The 21,817-nt window shown below is 73.5% G+C and carries 21 protein-coding genes; 12 read left to right on the forward strand and 9 right to left on the reverse strand.

All coding sequences use genetic code 11. The features are described from left to right. Window positions 1-48: 48 nt before the first annotated feature. A complete protein-coding gene (locus ACZ6R6_RS17875; protein WP_470094591.1) occupies window positions 49-396 on the reverse strand; it encodes a VOC family protein in 348 nt (115 codons plus the stop codon). A 196-nt stretch (window positions 397-592) separates the two neighbouring features. On the opposite strand from ACZ6R6_RS17875, the gene ACZ6R6_RS17880 reads away from it, so the two are divergent. Then, window positions 593-1,684 (forward strand): lytic transglycosylase domain-containing protein, encoded by a 1,092-nt coding sequence (locus ACZ6R6_RS17880; protein ID WP_470094593.1) that lies wholly within the window; start codon window positions 593-595, stop codon window positions 1,682-1,684. 101 nt (window positions 1,685-1,785) lie between these two features. Here the strand turns inward: ACZ6R6_RS17880 and ACZ6R6_RS17885 are convergent, their stop codons facing one another. Next, entirely contained in the window at window positions 1,786-2,109 is a 324-nt protein-coding gene (locus ACZ6R6_RS17885) for a putative quinol monooxygenase (RefSeq protein ID WP_306863358.1), read from the reverse strand. A gap of 250 nt (window positions 2,110-2,359) precedes the next feature. Next, entirely contained in the window at window positions 2,360-5,287 is a 2,928-nt protein-coding gene (locus ACZ6R6_RS17890; protein ID WP_470094595.1) for a toll/interleukin-1 receptor domain-containing protein, read from the reverse strand. 282 nt (window positions 5,288-5,569) lie between these two features. Between ACZ6R6_RS17890 and ACZ6R6_RS17895 the strand changes: the two genes are divergently transcribed. After that, window positions 5,570-6,286, forward strand: coding sequence for a ferritin-like domain-containing protein (locus tag ACZ6R6_RS17895; RefSeq protein WP_470094597.1), 717 nt, complete (start codon window positions 5,570-5,572; stop codon window positions 6,284-6,286). Window positions 6,287-6,347: 61 nt separating this feature from the next. On the opposite strand, the gene ACZ6R6_RS17900 is transcribed toward ACZ6R6_RS17895, so the two are convergent. Beyond that, complete coding sequence (locus ACZ6R6_RS17900; RefSeq protein WP_470094599.1) at window positions 6,348-7,172, reverse strand: alpha/beta fold hydrolase; 825 nt, start codon at window positions 7,170-7,172, stop codon at window positions 6,348-6,350. A gap of 161 nt (window positions 7,173-7,333) precedes the next feature. Continuing rightward, window positions 7,334-7,750: a VOC family protein gene (locus ACZ6R6_RS17905; protein ID WP_306863348.1), complete on the reverse strand. Its 417-nt coding sequence runs from the start codon at window positions 7,748-7,750 to the stop codon at window positions 7,334-7,336. Window positions 7,751-7,807: 57 nt separating this feature from the next. Between ACZ6R6_RS17905 and ACZ6R6_RS17910 the strand changes: the two genes are divergently transcribed. Further along, window positions 7,808-8,419, forward strand: a complete 612-nt coding sequence (locus tag ACZ6R6_RS17910; RefSeq protein WP_470094601.1) for a TetR/AcrR family transcriptional regulator — start codon at window positions 7,808-7,810, stop codon at window positions 8,417-8,419. Window positions 8,420-8,468: 49 nt separating this feature from the next. Here the strand turns inward: ACZ6R6_RS17910 and ACZ6R6_RS17915 are convergent, their stop codons facing one another. Then, window positions 8,469-9,455 carry an aldo/keto reductase gene (locus ACZ6R6_RS17915; protein WP_470094603.1) on the reverse strand — a complete coding sequence of 329 codons (987 nt, stop codon included), beginning with the start codon at window positions 9,453-9,455 and terminating at the stop codon, window positions 8,469-8,471. Between the two features lie 214 nt (window positions 9,456-9,669). Then, window positions 9,670-11,079 (reverse strand): MocR-like pyridoxine biosynthesis transcription factor PdxR, encoded by a 1,410-nt coding sequence (pdxR, locus tag ACZ6R6_RS17920; protein WP_470094605.1) that lies wholly within the window; start codon window positions 11,077-11,079, stop codon window positions 9,670-9,672. A 47-nt stretch (window positions 11,080-11,126) separates the two neighbouring features. Between pdxR and ACZ6R6_RS17925 the strand changes: the two genes are divergently transcribed. Continuing rightward, window positions 11,127-11,585 (forward strand): carboxymuconolactone decarboxylase family protein, encoded by a 459-nt coding sequence (locus ACZ6R6_RS17925; protein ID WP_470094607.1) that lies wholly within the window; start codon window positions 11,127-11,129, stop codon window positions 11,583-11,585. 31 nt (window positions 11,586-11,616) lie between these two features. On the opposite strand, the gene ACZ6R6_RS17930 is transcribed toward ACZ6R6_RS17925, so the two are convergent. After that, window positions 11,617-12,423, reverse strand: a complete 807-nt coding sequence (locus tag ACZ6R6_RS17930) for a hypothetical protein (RefSeq protein ID WP_470094609.1) — start codon at window positions 12,421-12,423, stop codon at window positions 11,617-11,619. A gap of 337 nt (window positions 12,424-12,760) precedes the next feature. Here ACZ6R6_RS17930 and ACZ6R6_RS17935 point away from each other — a divergent pair, with 337 nt between their 5' ends. The 5 genes from ACZ6R6_RS17935 (at window position 12,761) to ACZ6R6_RS17955 (ending at window position 17,643) form a co-directional block, all read left to right on the forward strand. Continuing rightward, window positions 12,761-14,089: an alpha-amylase family protein gene (locus ACZ6R6_RS17935; RefSeq protein ID WP_470094611.1), complete on the forward strand. Its 1,329-nt coding sequence runs from the start codon at window positions 12,761-12,763 to the stop codon at window positions 14,087-14,089. A 103-nt stretch (window positions 14,090-14,192) separates the two neighbouring features. Next, window positions 14,193-14,615, forward strand: a complete 423-nt coding sequence (locus tag ACZ6R6_RS17940; RefSeq protein WP_470094612.1) for a hypothetical protein — start codon at window positions 14,193-14,195, stop codon at window positions 14,613-14,615. 207 nt (window positions 14,616-14,822) lie between these two features. Beyond that, on the forward strand, window positions 14,823-15,938 hold the full coding sequence (locus ACZ6R6_RS17945; protein WP_470094614.1) for a sugar ABC transporter substrate-binding protein: 1,116 nt from the start codon (window positions 14,823-14,825) through the stop codon (window positions 15,936-15,938). A 179-nt stretch (window positions 15,939-16,117) separates the two neighbouring features. Further along, a complete protein-coding gene (locus ACZ6R6_RS17950; protein ID WP_470094616.1) occupies window positions 16,118-16,537 on the forward strand; it encodes a MarR family winged helix-turn-helix transcriptional regulator in 420 nt (139 codons plus the stop codon). A 119-nt stretch (window positions 16,538-16,656) separates the two neighbouring features. Continuing rightward, window positions 16,657-17,643 (forward strand): NAD-dependent epimerase/dehydratase family protein, encoded by a 987-nt coding sequence (locus ACZ6R6_RS17955; protein ID WP_470094618.1) that lies wholly within the window; start codon window positions 16,657-16,659, stop codon window positions 17,641-17,643. A gap of 14 nt (window positions 17,644-17,657) precedes the next feature. Here the strand turns inward: ACZ6R6_RS17955 and ACZ6R6_RS17960 are convergent, their stop codons facing one another. Further along, complete coding sequence (locus ACZ6R6_RS17960; RefSeq protein ID WP_470094620.1) at window positions 17,658-19,028, reverse strand: hypothetical protein; 1,371 nt, start codon at window positions 19,026-19,028, stop codon at window positions 17,658-17,660. 91 nt (window positions 19,029-19,119) lie between these two features. Here ACZ6R6_RS17960 and ACZ6R6_RS17965 point away from each other — a divergent pair, with 91 nt between their 5' ends. The 3 genes from ACZ6R6_RS17965 to ACZ6R6_RS17975 all read left to right on the forward strand — a co-directional run bounded on the left by ACZ6R6_RS17965 (window position 19,120) and on the right by ACZ6R6_RS17975 (window position 21,812). After that, window positions 19,120-19,785 (forward strand): glycosyltransferase family 2 protein, encoded by a 666-nt coding sequence (locus ACZ6R6_RS17965; RefSeq protein ID WP_451930984.1) that lies wholly within the window; start codon window positions 19,120-19,122, stop codon window positions 19,783-19,785. After that, window positions 19,782-20,639, forward strand: a complete 858-nt coding sequence (locus tag ACZ6R6_RS17970) for a TIGR04282 family arsenosugar biosynthesis glycosyltransferase (protein ID WP_470094622.1) — start codon at window positions 19,782-19,784, stop codon at window positions 20,637-20,639. The genes ACZ6R6_RS17965 and ACZ6R6_RS17970 overlap by 4 nt, the downstream gene beginning before the upstream one ends. 72 nt (window positions 20,640-20,711) lie before the next feature. Further along, window positions 20,712-21,812: a molybdopterin-dependent oxidoreductase gene (locus tag ACZ6R6_RS17975; protein WP_470094624.1), complete on the forward strand. Its 1,101-nt coding sequence runs from the start codon at window positions 20,712-20,714 to the stop codon at window positions 21,810-21,812. The last annotated feature ends 5 nt before the right edge of the window (window positions 21,813-21,817 follow it).

The following is a 21,817-nucleotide window of genomic DNA, read 5'->3' on the forward strand; positions in this document are numbered from 1 at the left end:
GCAGGGCCGGGCCCCGCATCGGCCGACACCGCTGCCGGATCCCCGGGGTCATCGATGCCCCAGAACGTTGACCACGCGGCCGTTGGGGTCGCGGACGAAGAACCGGCGGACTCCCCACTCCTCGTCCCGCAGTGGGTGCACGATCTCGGCGCCGCGCTCACGCATGACCGCGTAAGCCGCGTCCACATCGTCCACCTCGATGCTCACGTCCGGGGTGACGGATGCGGTCCTGTCGCTGATCATGAAGCTGACCTGGGCCGCCGGCGTGGATGGAGAGGCGAGGGTCATGATCCAGCCGTGGTTCATGACCTCTTCCAGGCCGAGCAGGCCGTAGAACTCCGAGCTCTCCTCCATGGCTTCCGACTGGATGTTGGGGACGATCCGACGGGCTGACATCGGCGACTCCTGGGGCAGAGGGGGTGTGGGTCTGATCCTTCCGTCCAGGATGGCGCATGTGTTCCCGAACCGGGTTCCGGCGCCGGTACGGCGGGCCGTCCCCCACCGCCGTGTCATCCGGGAAACGTGTCACCCGGAAAGCCGTGTCACCCGGGAAAACGGCCTGGGAGGTCGTCGCTCGGGTACGTTGGGGCCGGTGAACGATCAGCACGCGGGAGTCTCAGGGCAGGAGCGTGGCCGTCGGCCGGACGGGCGGGCGGCGCTCGCGCGGCCGGACGCCTCGGGTGGCGGGCCACCGGACATGCGCGCGGGCCGGTCGCGCGGGAGGCCGATGGCCGCCTCGCTCGTCGCCCTGGCCCTCGCGGTCTCCGGCTGCGCCGGCGCGCAGGGCGCCGCCTCACCGGCCGCTCCGGGCCGGACGGCGGCCCGGCCCGCTGCGGAGCGTCCGGCGACGCCGCCGGCGAAGGCGGAGGAGTCCGCGCCCCAGACGCCCGCACCCCAGACGCCCGCGGGTCAGGCGTCCGCCCTGCCCGCTCCGGACGCGGCGATCCCCACCGACCCGTCACGGCTGGCCCGTTCCCTGACCGGCACCGTCGCGGAGCTGCGACGCGCCGTCGACGGCTGGGTCCGCGACGGCGACCCCGCCAAGGGAGACCCCCCTGAGCCGGTGGTGCTGCTGGCCCTGCACCAGCAGCGCATCTACCGCTACCTGGCCCGCAACCCACAGGTCGCCTCCCGCACCTACGCCAGGCTGCCGAAGGCCCTGGCCGGGCAGGCGAAGGACAACGTGACGGCCGCCCGGAACCTGCTCTCCCTCGTCCGGCCCATCAGCAAGCCGGCGAAATTCCGCGTCCAGCCGCCCGAGCCCGCCGATGTCCTGCTCGGCCACTTCCGGCACGCCGCGCGCCGCTTCGGCGTCGAGTGGGAGGTGCTGGCGGCGGTGATGTTCGTCGAGACCAAGTTCGGCCGGGTGCGGTCGCCGAGCCACACGGGCGCCAAGGGCCCCATGCAGTTCATGCCGGGAACGTGGGACGCCTACGGGATGGGCGGTGACATCCAGGACACCCGCGACGCCCTGCTCGCCGCGGCCAACTACCTGCACGCCTCGGGGGCGCCGCGCGACTACCGGCGCGCGCTGTACGCCTACAACCACTCCCAGGCGTACGTCGACGCGGTGCTGCTGCACGCCCGCCAGATCAAGCGGGACGTCAGGAACTACTACGCCTACTACAACTGGCAGGTCTTCGTGGTCACCACCCGCGGCGACCGCCGCCTCACCGGCCCCTGACCTCGCGACCCGGCACCGCTCCTCCGGCGGCCGGGGAGCGGGACGCCCGCCGGCGGACCGGGCGCTCCCCGGCCGGTGCCGCCGGGCCGTACAGCGGCAGGTCAGGCCGGCGACAGCTCCGCCATCCGCGACCAGCCCTCGCCGGGCACCTCGACGTTGATGATCTCCGGTGTCTCCGCGATCACTTCGGGCATCCACGCCATGGCGGTCTTGAAGTGTTCGGAGCCCACGTGGGCCTCGCCCGCCGCGGATGAGGCGAACGCCTCGAGTAGGACGAACTGGTTGGGCGTCTCGACGCTCCTGGACCATTCGAAGAAGACGTTGCCCGGCTCCTGCCGGGTGGCCCGGGTGAAGTCGTCGACGAGCGAGAGCCATTCCTCGCTCCGCTCGGGACGGACGGTGAACTTGACGGTAATGAAGATCATGAGCTGGTCTCTCTCGCCGTGGTGAAGGGGCGTGTGCTCGGCGTGCGGGTGCCGCGCCGGACAGGCACGCGACGCCATGACCACGATAGGCGAGAGCCCGTCGGCCGGCCCGCAAGGCCAAGAGGGCGGGCGTGGAGCATCGGCGTGCCCTGCTCGCCGGGGCCGGCATCGTGGTCCCCCGGGACATCGGTCCGGCCGCCGTGATCCGCGGCGCCGGGCCGGTGCGGGTTCAGCCGCGGCCGGCGTGGGTTCAGCCGCGGGGGGAGGTCGGAGGGGGTGACGAGCTGTCGCAGGGGGAGGTCGCCGGCGCCGGTGTGCCCACGTACTGCCTCCATTCCGCCGCCGTGAGGTCGCGGCCCGCCGTGGCGCATGCCGTCGTCAGCCACCTGCTGGTGGACAGGTCCCACACCTGGGCCTCGCCGATCTCCTGGCCGGTGATGTCGTCCTCGGTCACGGTGATGAGGGAGGCGCCGTCAGGGGTGAGAGCCATCCCCGTCCGGGTGGTCGGCGACTTGCTGGGCAGGTCGAACGCGCCGAGCGTGGAGCCGTCGGCGATGTCGACGAGCAGAACGGTGCCGTCCCTGCGCGGCCTGGCGATGAGAGTGGACCGGGGAGCGGTGACCATCTCTTCCACGAGGTCCCCCTCGCCCTCGATCGACCGGATGCGGCGCTCCCCCCGCTCGTCGAACACGTCGAGCCGCCCGTTCTCCCGCTGCACGAGGAAGTGGTGCCCGGAGAAGCCGATCGCCTCCGCCGGACCGCCCCGGACGGCACGCCGCCGTCCGGACGCCAGGTCGACGACCCACACCTGTCCGTCGTGCTCCCAGCGGGTTTCGAAGAATCCGGCCGTCATGGCCCCGGGGTTGACGACGACGCTCGTCACGTCGTCGGGGTCGCTCACGGGCAGCACGCGGGACTCCCTGACGACAGCGCCGTCGGCGACGTCCCTGACCGTGATGTCGCCGGACGGGTGGGCGATGATGACCCGGCGGCTGTCCCGCGACCAGGTGATCGACAGGGCGGCCGGGTCCTTCCAGGAGCCGAGAGGGCGGTTGTGCCTGTCCCAGATCCGGTAGCTGTCGCCGGCCCCGTCGTCGACGGTGAGGATCAGGTGTCCGTGCGGAGACCACGAGAGAGGGACCTGGCCTTTCACCGGGAAGTCCTGCGCGGGTGACCCGTCGGCATGGTGGAGCTTCGCCCCGCCCCGGTCGATGACGAACTGCCGTCCGTCGGGACGTACCTCGACGCGCGGGCCGGGGCAGGCCATGCACCCCCAGGGGACCTTCATCCTGATGCGCGTGCTGATCCGTGACGCCTGCCGGAGATCCCACAGCGTCAGTGTGCGCCCGGAGGCCGAGGCCAGGCGGTCGCCCCCGGCGCCGAGGAACACCACGCCACGCTCGTTGACGGAGCTGTTGCCGGTCAGTTCCCTCGGCTGTCCGTTCTTCGTGGCGGCCACATCGGACACGTAGACAGTGCCCGCGCTGGCCACGGCCACCCGGCGCCCGTCACCGCTGATCGCCATCGCGGTCGGCCGGCCGTTCCGGATGGGCGTGACGAAGTCGGGTTTCTCATGGTCGTAGGACCGCTCCGCCCTGTCCCACACCGATGCGGGCGTTCTCCCGTTGGCCATGCCCAACCTGCGGCCGGTGGGCGATATCGCGCTGGCCGGGTCGTACATGGGGAAGAAACCCGTTGAAGCCGTCCTGTTCCTGAGGGGGTGCACCTCCCACTCCTCCAGCGCCCCGTCCGAGCCGAAGAAAATCGCCGACGACTCCGACGGGAACACTATTTCGGCGGCCCCTTCGGGGAGGTCGCGCGGGCGGAACGAGCGCCATTCCCCGTCGCTCCGGTCGAACACGGCGAGCCGGGCCGGCTTGTCATACGGCTCCCCCGGAGGCTCGGAGAGGGCGACGAATCTCCCGGAAGGGGAGAGGCCGACGGCGGTCGCCCTCATCTGCGGCCCGCCGGGGAGTTCCTGAGCGCCTTCCCGCGCGTCCCAGTACGCGATGGATACGCCGTCGGTGGCGGCCACCGCCTGTCCGCCGGAGCCGACCGACACGTCGACTATCGGTCTGGCCATGCGGGTGAGGTGTGTCCGCTCCAGTGTCGCGACGTTCCAGCGCAGAAGGTCACCGCCCCGGGTGCCGGCGACGACGGACTCACCGTCCCCCGAGGCTCTGACGACCGAGATGTCCTCGGGGGCGTGGAGATACCTCACCAGGTAGGGGCTGGCCGTGACGGCTCTGAACAGCGCCGCCCGCGTCTGCGGGTTGTCATCCAGCCGGTAGGCGGCCACCGACAGCAGCTGCGCCACGTCGGCGTGGGTGCCGAGCAGGGAGTCCGCCGTGGCGGCCAGCTGACGGGAGTTGCTCACCTTCTCCCTGCTGGTCGCGACGTCGCGCTGCTGGAAGGCGACGACGACCGCGTAGGAGAGGCCTACCAGCAGGGCGGTGAGGACGGCGATGACGCCGCCGACCGTCTGGCGCAGCCGGCGCCGGTAACGGACGTGCAGTCCCACCATCGTGTCCTTGGGACGTGCGCGGATCGGCGCGGCGAGGTCCGCGACGACGAGGTCTCCCAGCGGCTCCGGACCGTCCGCTCCCGGTCCGGGGTCACCACCCGCCGCGGCGCCCCGCAGGCCCCTCTCCCGCCGGAGGTCGGCCCATATCGGTTCTTGGGCGAAGGCTCCGGCGAGTTCTCGCCTGGGCAGTGCGGTGGTCGCACGCCAGTCGAAATCGTCGCCCTCCCAGACGATGTCACCCGCCGTCAGGGCGATCAGGAACCTGCCCGCCCCGCCGGGCTTGCGCGACATCCACCACTGGATCTCCCTGCGCACCCACGGCGACGCCGCCGACGCGGGCGAGGCGACGAGCAGGAACCACTCCGACCGGGCCAGCGCCCTCTCGATCTCAGGCCAGGCGCTGCCGCCGGCGGCGAGATCCGTCCTGTCGCGGAAGATCCTGAGCGATCTCGGTCTCCACCAGGGCCGCGCGAATCGCTGAAGCCTGTTCTGCAATTCCTCGGCGACAAAGGCGTCTCCGCCGTGACTGTAGGATATGAAAGCATGATATTTACTTTTTTGTCGCATTGCAGGTAATTCGCGCCCGTTCACCTGATCGCCAATGGCATTATCGCCACCAGGAAAGCACATGATGGATTGACGCGATGCGGGCATCGCGACAATCCGTCGTTCCGCCGGCGTGGCAGAGCGCCGTTCACCGGCGGCGCCGCCGGACCTGACCGTGCGGTCCGCGGGCTCCGCCGCCACGACCGCCCCGGGAACGGCCGCGCCCAGCGGCTCCGGGAGTAACCGCTCCAGAAGACGCGGCCCGGGACAGGACGGTCCGGTCTCACCGGATCTCCACAGGGATCTCCGCTGAATCTCCACGGATATCCCCACCGAATCTCCACAGAAAGGCCAGTCATATCTGCATACGTCCGCCGTAGATTGCGGCTTATGGCAGATATGCACGACTTCGGCGGATGGGTACGGGACTTCGAGGTCGAAGCCGAGCGCCGCGGGCTACGGGGCGATCCGGCCTGGGAGCGCGGGGCGCGGCTGGACCGTCCGGTGCTGCGCAGTTTGCAGCGCTTCCAGGTCGGCGAGGACGGCGACGGCGCGAACCTGATGGCCAAGGCCGCCGGCACGGGCGACGGGGCCTACGCGGAGGCGGTGCGGCTGTTCGTCGCGGAGGAGCGGAACCACGCGCGGCTGCTGGCGCTGCTGCTCGCCGCCGGAGGCGCGCGGACCATCACCGCGCACTGGAGTGACACGGTCTTCGTACGGCTGCGCCGGACGCTGGGGCTCCGGCTTGAGCTGATGGTGCTGATGGTCGCGGAGGTGGTCGCCCTCCGGTACTACCGGGCTCTGCGCGACGGGAGCGGGGACCGGCTCACCTCGGACGTGGCGGGCCGGATCCTCGCCGACGAGCAACGGCACGTGCCGTTCCACTGTGACCGGCTGCGGGAGTCGTTCCGGTCCACACCCCGGGCGCTCCGGACGGCCGTGCGCTGCGGCTGGTGGGTGCTCCTGCTGGGCGCCTGCGCCGTCGTCGTCTGGGATCACGGCCCCGCCCTGCGCCGCCTCGGGGTGTCCAGGGCGGCCTTCGTCGCCGATGTCACCGGCCTGTTCTCGGCGGTGACCGAGAAGGTCTTCGGGGCGGGGTGGCGCTGAACCGGACAGGCGGGCTCAGCACAGGCAGGCCCACCCGCCCGCCCGCATCGGACAGGCGGGCTCAGCCGTCCGCACCGGCCAGGAAGTCGAGCAGCAGCTCGTTGACCTTCTCCGGCGCCTCCAACTGCATCCAGTGGCCGGCTCCGTCGAGGCGTTCGTAGCGCCAGGGCCCGGCGACGTGCTCCGCCGTACCGGTCATCGCCCGCTCGGTGAGGAACCGGTCGCGGGTGCTCCAGACGCCCATGGTGGGCACCTGTATGGCGGGCAGGTCGTACGGCCAGGTGACCAGGGTCTCGGGCGGGATCCCGGCGCGGTAGATCGCCAGGCCGCTGCTGAGCGCCCGGGGGTCGCGCATGCGCTCGACGACCTCCTCGGCGTCGGGGTGCTCGGTCAGCATCTCGCGGAGGTTCCCGAAGTCGTCCTGAGCGAGCCACCGCTCGGCGATGTCGGGGAACTGGAACAGCAGCATGTACCAGGACTTCTCCCGCTGCTCCCAGCCCGCGGCCCGGAAGGCGGCGGGGTGGCCGACCGACAGGCAGGCGAGGCCGGCCACCCGGTCGGGTGCGGTGATGGCCAGGAGCTGCGCGAGCGTCGACCCCCAGTCGTGCCCGACCAGGTGCACCCGCTCGACGCCGACCTGGTCGAGGACTCCGGACAGGTCGGCGACGTACTGGCCGAGCTCGTAGCTCTTGAGGTCGGCGGGTTTGCCGGAGGCGCCGAAGCCGCGCAGGTCGGGGGCGATCGTCCGGTATCCGGCGGCGTTCAGCGCGGCCACCTGGTGCCGCCAGCAGGCGTGGGTGTCGGGGTAGCCGTGCACCAGCAGCACGGCGGGACCCTCCCCGCTGATCTGGACCTCAAGGTCGATGTCGTTGACGTTGACGCGCATCACGTGGCTCCGATCGCGGGCGGCGGCTCGGTGTGGACGGGCCCGGCGCGGCGTGGCGCGGCACGTCCCCACCCGGTCCCATGATTGTGTCAACGGGACCGGGGACGGCCAACGCCCCGCCGGAAGTCGCCCAGGCCGGCGACGTCACGGTTCGACCGACCTCACGGTTCGACGTACTGGTCGGCGTACGCCGTGGTGGGCGCGATGGGGGTGATCACATCGATCAGGACCCCGTTGGGGTCGGCCACGATGAAGTGCCGCTGCCCGAAGTCCTCGTCGCGCAGCTCCAGTTCGGCCCGGAGCCCCCCGCGCACGACGAGCCGCTCCCACTCCGCGTCCACGTCCTCCACCTCGAAGTTGAGCAGCAGCCCCCGCACGGGGGCGCGATAGGCCTCGGGCAGCGTCGGGTGGCCGTGGTCGAGCAGGGCGAGCTCGTACGGCAGCGCTCCCGGCCGCCGCAGGCTCACGTACCAGTCGGCCTCGAACGTCGGCTCGAACCCCAGCAGCCCGGTGTAGAAGTCGCGGGACTCCTGGAGCAGTGAGGTGCAGATGACCGGATAGAAGCTGGTCAGCGTCATACGAACTCCTTCACATACCGTCGGTATGTGAAGGTAATGTATTGGCGTACCATCGGTATGTCAACGGACGGGGACGCGATGACGGACGGCGGCAGGGCACAGCAGCGGGAGCAGACCAGGCGGGCCCTCATACGCGAGAGCAGACGCCTGTTCGCGGCCCTGGGCTACGGCGCGGTGGGCCTGTCGGAGATCGTCCGCGCCGCCGGGGTCACCAAGGGCGCGCTCTACCACCACTTCGACGGCAAAGCCGCCCTGTTCCGCGCCGTCCTGGAAGAGGTGCAGCAGCAGGTCGCCCGGGCGGTGGCCGCGGCCGCCGAGGCCCACGACGATCCATGGACGCAGTTCACCGCCGGATGTCAGGCGTTCCTCACCGCCAGCACCGACCCGGAGGTCCAGCGGATCATGCTCGTCGACGGCCCCGCCGTACTGGGCTGGAACGAATGGCGCGCGCTGGACGAGGCCGCTTCGGCCCGCCATCTGGCCGAAGCGCTCACCACCCTGATCGAGGAGGGGACGATCGCCCCGCAGCCGGTCGCGCCGCTGACCCGCCTGCTGTCGGGCGCGATGAACGAGGCGGCCCTGTGGCTGGCGGGGTCGGCCGACCCCGCAGACCTGGCCGACACCAGGGCCGCCCTGTCGCAGATGCTGGAGGCGCTGCACGTCGGATGAGCCGCCGCCGGCCCGCGCGTGCGGGCGGCGGCCCGCCCGGGCGGTACACCTAGTGCGCCGCGTCCAGCCGGGCCCGCTGCTCCTGGGTCAGCTCCAGGTCCACCGCGGCCAGGTTCTCCTCCAACTGCGCCACCGAGGACGCCCCTGCCAGCGGGATCACCGGCAGCCGGCCGCCGATCTGCCAGGCCAGCACCACCTGGTTCGCGCTCGCCCCGGTCTCCTCGGCGACCTCGCGCAGCACCGCCAGCCGGGCGGGCGTGCCCGGGTGGTCGTAGTCCGGCGGCAGCGGCTTGTCCTCCCGGACGTAGGCGCCGCCGAGCAGCGGCGAGTAGGCGACCAGGGTCAGGCCGGGCTCGGCCCGCAGGTAGCTGTGCAGCTCGGCCCCGGCATGGCCGAGGCTGCCGTCCTCGAAGAGCGGTTCGGGCATGTCGAAGCGGGGGCGCAGGTGGCTGTGCTGGTACTGCAGGACCTCGTAGCCGGGCAGCCCGGCCGCCGCGGCGAGGGCGCGGGCCCGCTCCACCCGCCAGATCGCGTGGTTGCTCACCCCGAGCAGCCCGACCGCCCCCTCCGCCACCAGTCCGGCGAAGCCCTCGACGGTCTCGCCGAGCGGGACCGTCCGGTCCTCGATGTGCGCGTAGAGCAGGTCGATCCTGTCCACCCCGAGCAGTTCCCGGCTGCGCTCGGCGGACTCCCGGATCGCCTTCGCCGACAGCCCCTCCGGATTGTCGATGTAGCCGGTGCCGGCCGCGAGCGGCCGCGCTCCCAGCTTGGTGGCGATGACGATCTCGTCTCCGACGCCGCGGCTGCGCCGCCACCGCCCGAGCAGCGCCTCGCTCTGCCCGCCCTGGCCGCCGTCGACCCAGAAGGCGTAGTTGTCGGAGGTGTCGATGAACGTCCCGCCCGCCTCGACGTAGCGGTCCAGGATGGCGAAGGAGGTCTTCTCGTCGGTCACCGAGCCGAAGAGCATCGCTCCGAGGGCGAGCACGCTCACCTCGCGGCGGGTCTCCGGGTCAGTGCCGATGGTGCGGTATTTCATGCTGTCCCCTCTGGTCCGGCCCTCTGTCTCCGGGCCTCGGACGGAAGTCTGGGACGTGGAGCGCACTCCAGGTCAAGCCCGCCGGCCGCGCGGGAGCCGCCGGACGGCCCCGGACCCGGACGGGCCTGAAACGCCGGCCCTGGACCGGAGCGGGCCTGGACGGCTGCCCCGGACCCGGGCGGGCCCGGACGACTGCTGGACGGCTGCTGGACGGCTAGCCCGCGCCGACCTGGGACAGGACGTGCGCGAGGGCGTCGAGTGCGGCCGGATAGGCGTGCTCGCGCGGCGTGCCGTACCCGACGATGACCGCCTGCGGGTGGTCGCCGGCCCGGTGCCAGTGGCCGCCCAGGCTCCCCAGGGCCAGACCCCGCTCCGAGGCGCGGTCGAGCACCTCCTGCTCGCCGGGCCCGCCGGCAGGCAGGTTGACCATCGCGTGGAGCCCCGCCGCGATCCCGTGGACGGCCAGGCCGGACACGGGTCCGAGCCGGTCCAGCAGGAGGTCGCGGCGGCGCCGGTAGTGCAGGCGGCAGGCGCGGATGTGCCGGTCGTAGACATGAGTGGTGATCAGGTCGGCGAGGGCCAGCTGCCCGACCACCTCGGTGTGATGGTCGAGGTGCAGCTTGGCGTCCACCACCGCCTCGACGAGGCGGTGCGGCAACACCATCCAGCCCAGACGCAGGGCGGGACCGAGGGTCTTGGACGCGCTGCCCACGTAGACGACGTGGTCGGGCGCCATGCCCTGGAGCGCGCCGACGGGCTGGCGGTCGTAGCGGAACTCGCCGTCGTAGTCGTCCTCGACGATCAGGCCGTCGCGGGCGCGCGCCCACTCGGTGAGGGTGTGGCGGCGGGCCGGGTGCAGGGTGACGCCGGTCGGATACTGGTGGGCCGGGGTCACCACGAGCGCCCCCACCTTCCCGTGCTCACCCATCAGGCCGGGGTGGGCCCCACGCCGGTCGACCGGGAGCGCGACGACGGCCGGACCGGCCCGCCGGACCACCTCCCGGTGAAAGCCCAGGCCCGGGTCCTCCATGGCCACCGCGTCGGCCCCGGCGTCGCCGAGCACCCCGGCCAGCAGGGCCAGCGCCTGGACGTAGCCGGAAGTGATCACGATCTGCCCGGGGGTCGCGAGCACGCCGCGGGTCCGCCCCAGATATTCGGCCAGCGCGGCGCGGAGCTCGGACCGGCCGCGCGGGTCGCCGTAGTCGAAGGCCCCGGCCGGCGTCGCGGCGAGCGCGCGCCGGATGGACCGCGCCCAGGCGGCGGCGGGGAACATGCCCACGTCGGGACTGCCCGGCCGCAGGTCGTGCCGGGGGACGGCGGCGCCGGGCCGCGGCGGCGGCTCCGGCGCGGGCCGTCCGGTGAGATCGGCGACCATGGTGCCGGATCCCCGGCGGGCGGTCAGGTAGCCCTCGGCGATCAGCTGATCGTAGGCGGCGCTCACCGTGCCGCGTGACAGGCCGAGCTGGGTGGCCAGCTTGCGGGTCGAGGGCATCCGGGCCTGCGGCGCGAGCCGCCCGGCGCGGACGGCGTCGCGCAGGGCGTGCTCCAGACCGACCCGGCGGCCGGTCGCGGTGTCGAGTTCCAGATACAGGTCGACACCGAAAGTGGCCCAAAATTCCGACATAGATTTGGATCTTATTACCGGTCCAGTCGATCTCTAATGTCGAGGGCATGACTACGACGAACCCTCCCACCGTCCGACTGGCGGTGGACAAGCTCGCCCCCCATGTCAACCGGGCGATGAACGCGCTGGACGCGGCCTCCAGGGAGACGGAGCTGGAGCCTGACCTGCTCGAGCTGGTCAGGGCCCGCGCCTCGCAGCTCAACGGCTGCGCCTACTGCGTCGACATGCACTCCCGGGACGCGCGCAAGGGCGGGGAGAGCGAGCAGCGGCTGTTCGCCCTCCCCGTCTGGCGGGAGACGCCGTTCTTCACCGACCGGGAGCGCGCGGCGCTGGAGCTGACCGAGGCGGGCACCCGGCTCACCGACGCCCCGGTCTCCGACGAGGTGTACGGGCGGGCGGCGGCCCAGTTCACCGAGACAGAACTGGCCGAGCTCATCTGGACGATCACTGTGATCAACGCGTGGAACCGGCTGGGCGCCATCGCCCACCCCTGGCCGCTGGCCTGACCGCCCGCGACCAGCCGGCGAGGACAGCCGGTCAGAACAGCCAGTCGAGCAGGCCGCCGCCGCCGCTGTCCTGGCTCGGGCTCTCACTGGGGGGCGTCTCGCTCGGCGCCGAGCTCTCCGTCGGGGCGCTCCGCGTCGGAGCGGGCTCCGCCGGCGGGCCGGTCTCGGGTCCGGAGGAGTGCTGCGGCCGGGAATCCACCTTGTGGGAGCCGTCCCTCTCGCGCTCCCGGGTGGGGTCGGGACTCGGCCGCACCGGCGGGCGGCTGCGCGTCGGCGTCGGCCGGGGCGGCTGCGTGCGGGGCACCGGGGCGCGGGAGACCTCCGGCTCGGGAGTCTCGCTCTCCTCAGTCGACGGCCGCGCCGTCTCCTCCGGTCCGGTGGACTCGGTGGGCTCGGCGGCCGGCGTCTCCGGCCGCGGTGGTTCGGCCCTCGCGCACCGGGCACCCGCCGGGCACGAGGCGTCGGGTGCGGACCCCACGGTGGAGGAGATCGCCCAGCCTCCGACGAGCCCCAGCGCCACGACGCCCGCGACGACCGTCAGCAGCATCCTGCTCCGGCGCCGGGGCCCGTCGTCGGGCTCCGCGTCTCCCCTCCAGCCCGACCCCAGGAAGCCGCGGGTCTGCCCCGCGCCGTCGCGGGTCTCACGCGAGGAGTCCCAGTCCTCCTGATCATGGAGATCGTAGGCGGCGTGCCGGTCCTCCTCGTCGCGGATCTCGTGCGAGGCGGGCCGGTCCTCCTCGGCTCCGGCCCCCGCGGCCTCGGGGGTCTCCCGGGACGCGTGTCCGTCGTCCCGGCCCGGCTCCTGGGCGACCTCCGGATCCCATCCGTCCGACAGCACGTCGCCATCCGGGCGGTCAGGTCCGTGCTGTGGCGTGACCGGCCCCATGGGGCCGGTCCGCTCACGGGGATCCTCGTCATATGGCCCTTGGATGCCGTCCTGCCCCACAATGACCCTCTCTGACGTGAATTTCGGTCGGGCAAATTCCTAGCAGATCCGACAGTGGCCTGTCCGAAAAATTCACTCATCGCTGGCAGTGTTCGAAGTTTCCCCACCGCCCGGAGCCGTCCGGCCAGGCGGATGTCACCCGGCCGATGAGGCATGACGGCCGGAGCGAGGGTAGCCGGGACACATACGGGCCGTACCGGTCCGGGAAGCCGGGGGTGAGGGGGCGTTCATGGCGTCATGGGTGGACCACGCGGTCCTGTGGCAGGTTTACCCGCTCGGGTTCACCGGCGCGGAGGGCTCGGCCCCGCCGCCGGGGGCGCCGGTCCGGCACCGCCTGCGGCAGCTCGACCCCTGGCTCGACTACGCCGTGGAGCTGGGCTGCTCGGGGCTGCAGCTGGGACCGATATTCGCGGCGGAGACCCACGGCTACGACACCGTCGACCACTTCCGGATCGATCCGCGGCTCGGTGACGACGAGGATTTCGACCATCTCGTCGCGGCGGCGCGCGGGCGGGGGCTCCGGATCGTCCTGGACGGAGTCTTCAACCACGTGGGCCGGGGGTTCCCGGTGTTCGCGCGGGCGACGGCCGCCGACCCCGATCCGCGTGCCGCGCGCTGGTTCCGGCGGCCGGCCGAGAACGGCGGCGAGCCGGACTACGCGACCTTCGAGGGGCATCACCACCTCGTGGCCCTCAACCACGAGGAGCCCGAGGTGCTCGACCACGTCGTGCGGGTCATGAACCACTGGCTGGACCGGGGCGCGTCGGGCTGGCGTCTCGACGCGGCCTACGCGGTGCCGCCCGGCTTCTGGCGCGGAGCCCTGGAACAGGTGCGGCCGCTCCACCCCGACGCGTGGTTCGTCGGGGAGGTGATCCACGGCGACTACGCCGGATACGTCCGGGCGAGCGGCCTCGACTCGGTCACCCAGTACGAGCTGTGGAAGGCGATCTGGAGCTCGCTCAACGACGGCAACTTCTTCGAGCTCGCCTGGGCCCTGGACCGGCACGACGGCCTGCTCGACGCCGTGCCGCCACCGCTGACCTTCGTCGGCAACCACGACGTGACCAGGCTGGCCAGCCGTCTCACCGACGTCCGGCACCTGGGTCACGCGCTGGCCGTGCTGTTCACCGTGGGCGGCGTGCCCAGCGTCTACTACGGCGACGAGCAGGCGTTCCGGGGCGTCAAGGAGGAGCGGGCCGGTGGGGACGACGCGGTCCGCCCGGCCTTCCCCGACCGTCCCGGCGCCCTCGCCGCCTCGGGATGGCCCGTCTACCACCTGCACCGGCGCCTGATCGGCCTGCGCCGCCGCCATCCGTGGCTGGTCCGGGCCCGCACCACCGCGGAGCATCTGACCAACCGGGCGGTCGCGCTGACCTCGACCTGCGCCGAGGCCCCGGGCCGCAGGATCGTCACCCTGCTCAACGTCGACGACCGGCCCCACCCGTTCCCGCTGGAGACCGGCGGGCTCACCGTCGAGGTGACGTCGGAGGCCACGCCGCCCTCCGGCGACCCGGCCCTCGTCCCCGCCCACGGCTGGGCCGTTCTCAGTGGCCGGTGACCCCGGCGGGCGACGGCCCCCGGCCGGCGTGACCGGGTAAGGACCAGCCGAGCATTTGATCTGCGAGGACCACACATGGGAGCCGGGAAGGTACGGTCGGCTCATGTCTGAGCGCAGCATGCCGCACGACGCCGCCTCCTGGGCGTGCCCCCACGGGCAGGACGCCCGCCGAGGCTGCGTGGCCTGCTACGAGAGATCGGTCGCCCCGGACCCGGCTCTGCCGTTCTGGGAGGTCGCCGCCTGGTTCACCACCGAGCAGCCGATCCCCATCAGGACCTTGCAGGACGTTCACCACCATGGCCGCCGTTTCGCCCTCGACCAGCCGTCCACGCCGCTGGTCTACCTCCTGACCGGTCACGCCCGTGCCCACGACAGCGTCGAGGCCCTGGCGGGCGTGATCGGCTTCCTCCTCCACAACCGGCACGTGGTCGCCGACTTCACCGTGACGGAGACCCGGGCCACGCCTCAGTCGCCGGCCAGGACCAGTGCCGCCCGCCAGACGGACGTGTGGCTCGACGACCGGTGAGGCGCCTGAGAGGCGGGGCGGACCGGCCTCCGCCCCGCTGCCGGAAAAGCGCTCCCCAGCGGGACCGCCGGTGGACCAAGAGCTCACCAGGATCGGGACCCGCCGGGCATCGCGTCCCCCGCGCCGGGTACGGCTGCCGCTAATTACACTAAATGCCCGGTTTCATAGCTAAAGGTGGAATTTCGGGGGTTCGCAGTGAAGAGAGCGGTGGCTCGCCTGGCGGCGGGCGGGGTGGCCGTCGTCGCGGCATTCGGGCTGACGGCCTGCGGGGTCATCGGGCGGCCCGGATCCGACGAGACGGCCTCCGCTCCCAGCCGCGCCGTGGCCGAGGGCTTCAAGATAGGTCTGCTGCTGCCGGGGACGGAGGCGACGCGCTACGAGAAGTTCGACCGCCCCTACATCACCGAGAGCGTGGCCGCGCTCTGCCCCAGGTGCCAGGTCGTCTACGGCAGCGCCGGCCAGGATCCCGACCGGCAGCGTCGGCAGTTCGACTCGATGCTCGGCGACGGCGTCAAGGCGATCATCCTGGACGCGGTGAACGCCAAGGCGATCGCGCCGTCGGTGTCCAGGGCCGTGGAGCAGGGCGTGAAGGTCGTCGCCTACGACCGCCTGGCCGGCGGGCCGATCGACGCCTACACCTCCTTCGACAACGTCCAGATCGGCAAGATGCAGGGCCAGGCCCTGCTCGACGCCCTCATGGCGGAGGGCGACCCCAGGCGGGGGCCGATCGTGATGATCAACGGCTCACCGGCCGACCCGAACGCGGGCGACTTCAAGAAGGGCGTCCACTCGGTCCTCGACGGCCACGTGGTGATCGGCGGGGAGTACGACATCCCGGGCTGGAGCCCCGACCTGGCCGCCTCCGAGGCGGCCGGCGCGTTCGCCACGCTCGGCCCGGAGCGGGTCATCGGGGTGTACGCGGCCAACGACAGCATGGCCGGCGGCGCCACCCGGGCGATGCGGATCACCGGGATCGCCAAGGGCACGCCGCTGACCGGCCAGGACGCCGAACTCGCGGCCATCCGGCGCGTCCTGCTGGGCACCCAGACGATGACCGTCTACAAACCGATCAGGCCCGAGGCCCGCAACGCCGCCCAGATGGCCGTCGACCTCGGCTCGGGCAGGACGGTAACGGGCAACGCCGACGGCGGCGGGACCGTGGCCAACGGGACCTCGTCCTCGATCCCCGCCCAGATCGTCCAGCCGATCGTGGTCACCAAGGACAACATCGAGAACACCGTGGTCAAGGACGGCCTCTGGAGGGTCGAGGAGATCTGCACGGCCGACCTCCGGGCCGCGTGCGAGTCCGCCGGGCTCACCTGAGCCGGGCTCACCCGAGAGGACCGGGACCGGCGACCGCGCCGCCGAGAACACGGGACCGGGAGCCGGCCCGCGGCGGAGACGGGACCGGGGCCGGGCGGCGGGCCACCACCAGGCCCCCTTGGCTCCGTTCGGATAGCGTGACCCCAGGGTCCCGTCCGAGCAGCGGCAGATGGAGTTTCATGGACGACCACGCGTCCTGGCCGACCGGCCGCCTCCTGCTGGTCGCCGCGCGCCTGGTGGAGCGCGAGTGGAACGCCGTGCTCGCCGGGCACGGCCTCACCCACGCGGGCTTCCTCACCCTGAACGCGCTCGACGACGGCCCCCGGACCCAGCGGGAGCTCGCGGCCCGCACCTACGTCGAGGAGCAGACGATCCGCCCGGTGCTCGACCGGCTCGAACGCGAGGGCCACATCAGCCGCAGGCGCGACCCGGCGGACCGGCGCCGCGTGATGGTGACCCGCACCCCGCGGGGAGAGCAGACGTATGCCTCGCTCCTGGCCGGCGACTCGGCCGAACGGATCATCGCCGACCGGGTGGAGGACCCCGAGACCCTGCGGGCCGAGCTGGTCCGGTTGATCAGCGGCATCCGCGGGGAGTGATCCGCCGCCCCTCGGGCCGGCCTCGCGAGGCCCGGCCGTGGCGGATCAGTCCTTACGGAGTGCGGAAGCCGCGGCCGCGTCCGCGCTCCTCGGCGGCGGGCGAGGATAGCGTCGGCCGCATGAGGACACTGGTCACCGGCTCCGCCGGGTTCATCGGAGGCCATGTGGCCGTCGCCCTGGAGGAGGCCGGGCACGAGGTCATCGGCTTCGACCTGCGGACCGGCGGCGACGTCCGGGACCGCGAGGCGCTGGACCGCGTGCTGGGCGGTGTCGGCGCCGTGGTGCACCAGGCGGCGAAGGTGGGGCTCGGCGTGGACGTGTCCGACCTCCCGGACTACGCCTCGGCGAACGTGCTGGGCACCGCCACGCTGCTGGCCGCCATGGCCGGGCACGGGGTCGGGCGGCTGGTGCTCGCCTCGTCGATGGTGGTGTACGGCGAGGGCGCCTACGAGTGCGCGGCGCACGGCCGGGTGCGGCCGGGCCCGAGAGCGGAGCGCGACCTCGCCCGAGGGCGGTTCGAGCCGCGCTGCCCGCACTGCGCGCTGCCGGTCGGCCCCGTCACCATCGGCGAGGACGCCCCGGCCGACCCGCGCAACGCCTACGCCACGACCAAGCTCGCCCAGGAGCACCTGGCGGCGAACTGGGCGCGGGAGACGGGCGGCACGGCCGTCGCGCTGCGCTACCACAACGTGTACGGGCCCGGGATGCCGCGCGACACCCCCTACGCCGGGGTCGCGGCGATCTTCCGGTCGGCGCTGGAGGCGGGCCGGGCGCCACGCGTGTTCGAGGACGGCCGCCAGCTCCGGGACTTCGTGCACGTGCGCGACGTGGCGCTGGCCAACCTCGTGGCGCTCGGCGGAGGGGCCCCCGGGACGCTGGCCGCCTACAACGTCGCCAGCGGGCAGCCGCACACGGTCGGGGAGATGGCCGCGGCCCTCGCGGCCGGACACGGCGGCCCGGCACCGGTGACCACCGGCGAATACCGGCTGGGCGACGTGCGGCACATCGTCGCCGGCCCGGGACGGGCGGCGGCGGAGCTCGGCTTCCGCGCCGCGGTGCCGTTCGCCGCCGGGATGGCCGAGTTCTCCACCGCACCGCTGGGCTGACCGGGCGGCGGACCTCACCACGGGGAGCCGACGAGCCCCTGCAGCAGGAGCCCGGTCAGGGCCTGGGCGGCGAGCCACCACCGGCCGGGCGACGACGCGGCGGCCAGGACGATCCAGACCGCGTAGGGCACCCAGATCCGCTCGACCTCTCCCCTGGTCACCCCGCTGACGTCGAGGGCGAGCACGGCCACGACCGCCGCCGCGACCAGCGCGCGCACCCCTCCGGGCGGCGTCCGCGCCAGCCCGGCGGCGGTCGCGGGGCCGGTCAGGAGGGCCAGCACCGCCAGGTTGGCGGCCAGGAAGTAGAGGTAGGGCCGGGCGGCGCCCGGGTCGGCGGCCCACTCCGCATGGGTGGCGAGCACCCCCAGCGGCCACAGGAAGCCGCCCGCGACGGCGGCCGCGGTCACCGCGGCCGCCCCCGCCAGGCAGGCGACCACGGTGGCGCGGGAGATCCGCGCCACCGTGGCGGCGACCACCGGGATCAGCAGGTACGGCACGAGCCCGTAGCTGAGGTACGGCAGGGCCCCCAGCAGCACCCCCGCCGCCGCACCGGACAGCACCCGCGCCCGGCCCCCGCCCCCGGACACCAGCAGGGCGATGCCCCAGGCGCCCACCCCGGCGAAGAAGGCGTCCATGGTCGTGGCGATCCAGACCGCGGCGGGGGTCAGCGCGAGGTACGGCAGGGCGAGACGAGCGCTCTCCTCCCCCGCCAGCCGCCGGACGGTGAGCGCGACGGCCACGGTGGCCGAGCATCCCACCGCGACGGCCAGCACCGCCGCCCAGAACGGCCCGGGCAGCCCCGCCTCCGCCAGGGCCCAGAGCACCAGGACGGGCAGCGGGGGATGGCCCCGCACGTGGGTGGGGTAGCCGGGGAGCCGCTCGGTGAAGGAGGCCAGCCAGCCGAGCGGGTCGTCCCCCACGGCGGGCAGCACGGCCGGATACTCGTAGCGGCTGGTGAACGGCTGGGCCAGGCCGTCGCCGGAGACGGCCAGCAGCACCGTCCACGCCAGGGCCGTGCCGTACGCCACGGCCAGGGCCTGCCCGAAGCGGAGCCGGACGGCCAGGCCGGGCAGTACGGCGACCGCCGCCGCGGCCAGGAGCAGGGGCGGCAGGAGCCCGGCCGTCGGCGTGCGGAGCCGCCCGTGCAGCGGCGGCAGGCGGTCGATGGGCAGCTCGCCGCGGGCGCGCAGGACGGCCCCGGCCGCGAACGCCGCGACGACGAGCGCGGCCCAGACGGCGAGCGCCGCCCGGCTCCGGCGGCCACCGGAGTCGGCGCCCCGCCGGAACGGGCCACCGGCCGCGGACAGGCGCCTTCCAACGCCCCGCCGGGGCGGGCCACCGGCCGCAGGCGGGCCCCCGGCCTGCCGCCGAGACTGTTTGATCACACACTCACATTAGGTCTGACCTGCTATTTTTCCGCGACACGTCACCACTCCGTAAGGGTTGACAGGCCCTGCCGGCCGTAGCGTCGCAAGCATGGAGATCGATGTGGTGCTCCCGTGCCTGGACGAGGAGGCGGCCCTGCCGTGGGTGCTGGGACGCATGCCGGACGGCTACCGCCCGATCGTGGTGGACAACGGCTCCACGGACGGATCGGCACGGGTCGCGGCCGAGCTGGGGGCGCTGGTGGTGAGCGAGCCCAGGCGCGGGTTCGGCGCCGCCTGCCACGCGGGCCTGCTGGCCGCGACGGGCGAGGTGGTGTGCTTCATGGACGCCGACGCCTCGCTGGACCCCGGCCAGCTCCCGCGGGTGACCGGGCCGGTCGCCTCGGGCCGGGCCGACCTGGTCCTGGGCAGGCGGATGGCCGGCCCGGGAGCCGCCTGGCCGCTGCACGCGCGGCTGGGCAACGCCTTCCTCGGCTGGCGGCTGGCCCGCCGCACCGGCACCCGGCTGCGCGACATCGGCCCGATGCGGGCCTGCCGCCGGGCGGACCTCGTGGCCCTGGGCCTGACCGACCGGCGTTTCGGCTACCCGCTGGAGATGGTCCTGCGGGCGGCCGAGCGAGGCTGGCGGATCACCGAGACCGGAGTGGACTACCTGCCCCGCAGCGGACGGTCCAAGGTGACCGGCACCGTACGCGGCACGCTGCGCGCGGTCGGCGACATGCGCAGGGTCCTGAGCGGGCCGGGCGGCGCCGGATGACCGGCGGCCGCGACAGGACCGCCCACCGGGACGCCACCCGTGCCGGGGCCGGTCCGCGGAAGGGGCGGCTCCCCCGGGAGGACGGGGGCCGGGCCGTCCGCGGCGGTGGGGCCCAGGTCGTCGTCATCGCCAAGGAGCCGGTGCCGGGGCAGGTCAAGACCAGGCTCACCCCGCCGTTCACCCCCGAGGAGGCCGCGGCCCTGGCCGCGGCGGCGCTGGCGGACACCCTGGGGGCGGTGGCCGCCGCCCCGGTAGGCCACCGGGTGATCGCGCTGCGCGGCGGCACCGGGCCCTGGCTCCCGCCGGGCTTCACCGTGCTGCCGCAGCGGGGTGCCGGCCTGGACGAGCGGCTCGCCGCCGCCTTCGACGATGCCCACCGGGCCTGCCCGCTGCCCGTCGTCCTGATCGGCATGGACACCCCGCAGGTCAGCTCACTGCTGCTGGCCACCGCGGTGGCCGGGCTCGCCACCTGCGACGCCGTCTTCGGCCCCGCCACCGACGGAGGGTTCTGGCTGCTCGGTCTGCGCCGTCCCGACCCCGCGCTCCTGCTCGGCGTGCCGATGTCCCGGCCCACGACCGGCGCCGTCCAACTGCGGCGGCTGCGCGCGGCGGGCCTGTCGGTGGAGATGCTGCCTCCCCTGCGGGACGTGGACACCGCCGACGACGCGCTGGCGGTGGCGTCCGAGGCGCCGTCGTCCCGCTTCGCCGCCACGCTCGCCGGGCTCGGCGCGGGGGTGCTCCCGGCCACCGGTCCGGCCCCGCGGCAGGGCCGCCCCTCGGACGGAAGCGGCCCGATGCCCCGGCCTCCTCGGGGCGGCCCCCTCCCCGGCCCCTCGGCAGGAGCGGCCCCATGACCGGGCACCGGTCCGGGGCGTCCCCCGGCGCGACGGATCCACCTGCGTAGACTCGTGGAAGGAGGCAGGACGATGGTCGACAAGCCTGCGCTGACGGAGAAGGTGGTGTTCACCAGCGGGCTGCGCTCGGAGGGCGTGGCCGCCCGGCTCGGCGCGCTGCTGGGCATCAGCTTCACCCTCGCCCTGATCACCGGGCTGTTCAGCCACTTCATGCAGCACCCGCCGCCCTGGCTGGACTGGCCGTCGCGGCCCGTCGGGCTGTACCGCGTCACCCAGGGGGTGCACGTCATCAGCGGCCTGGCCACGATCCCGCTGCTGCTGGCCAAGCTGTGGGCGGTCTACCCGAAGCTGTGGCAGTGGCCGCCGTTCCGCTCCGCGGCGCACGCGGTCGAGCGCGCGCTCATCCTGCTGCTGGTCGCCGGAGCGCTGTTCCAGCTGTTCACCGGGCTGCTGAACATCGCCTACACCTACCCCTGGTCGTTCTTCTTCCCGGCCGCGCACTACTGGACCTCGTTCATCGTCTACGGCGCTCTGATCATCCATGTCGTCACCGAATGGTCCAAGGTCCGCCGGTCCATCCCCGTCCCGCTGGAGCCGGCCCGGCGCCGCTTCCTGCTCACCATCGGCGCGGCCTCCGGGCTGACCGTGCTGCTCACCGTCGGTGAGGCCTTCGCCCCGCTGAGGCGGCTGGCCCTGATCGCGCCGCGGAACCCGGCGATCGGGCCGCAGGGCCTGCCGGTCAACAGGACCTCCCAGGCCGCCGGGGTCAGGCCCGTCGACGCCGGCTACCGGCTGGTCGTCACCGGCGCGGTCCAGGCGGAATACTCCTACCAGGACCTGGTACGGCTGCCGCAGCACACGGTCGAGCTGCCGATCGCCTGCGTCGAGGGCTGGAGCGCGTCCGCGCGCTGGACCGGCGTCCGGCTCCGTGACCTGGTGGCGGGCGCCCCGCCCGACGCCCTGGTCACGGTGGAGTCGCTGGAGCGTCCCTCCGGCGTCTACCGGACCAGCGAGCTGCGGCCACCGCACTGGAACGATCCGCTGACCCTGCTCGCCCTGCGCGTCAACGGCGAAACGCTCCATCTGGAGCACGGCTATCCGCTCAGGCTCATCGCGCCGGACCGGCCCGGCGTCATGCAGACCAAGTGGGTCACGAAGGTGGTGGTCTCGTGAAGGCG

The organism is Streptosporangium sp. NPDC048886 (assembly GCF_055586905.1).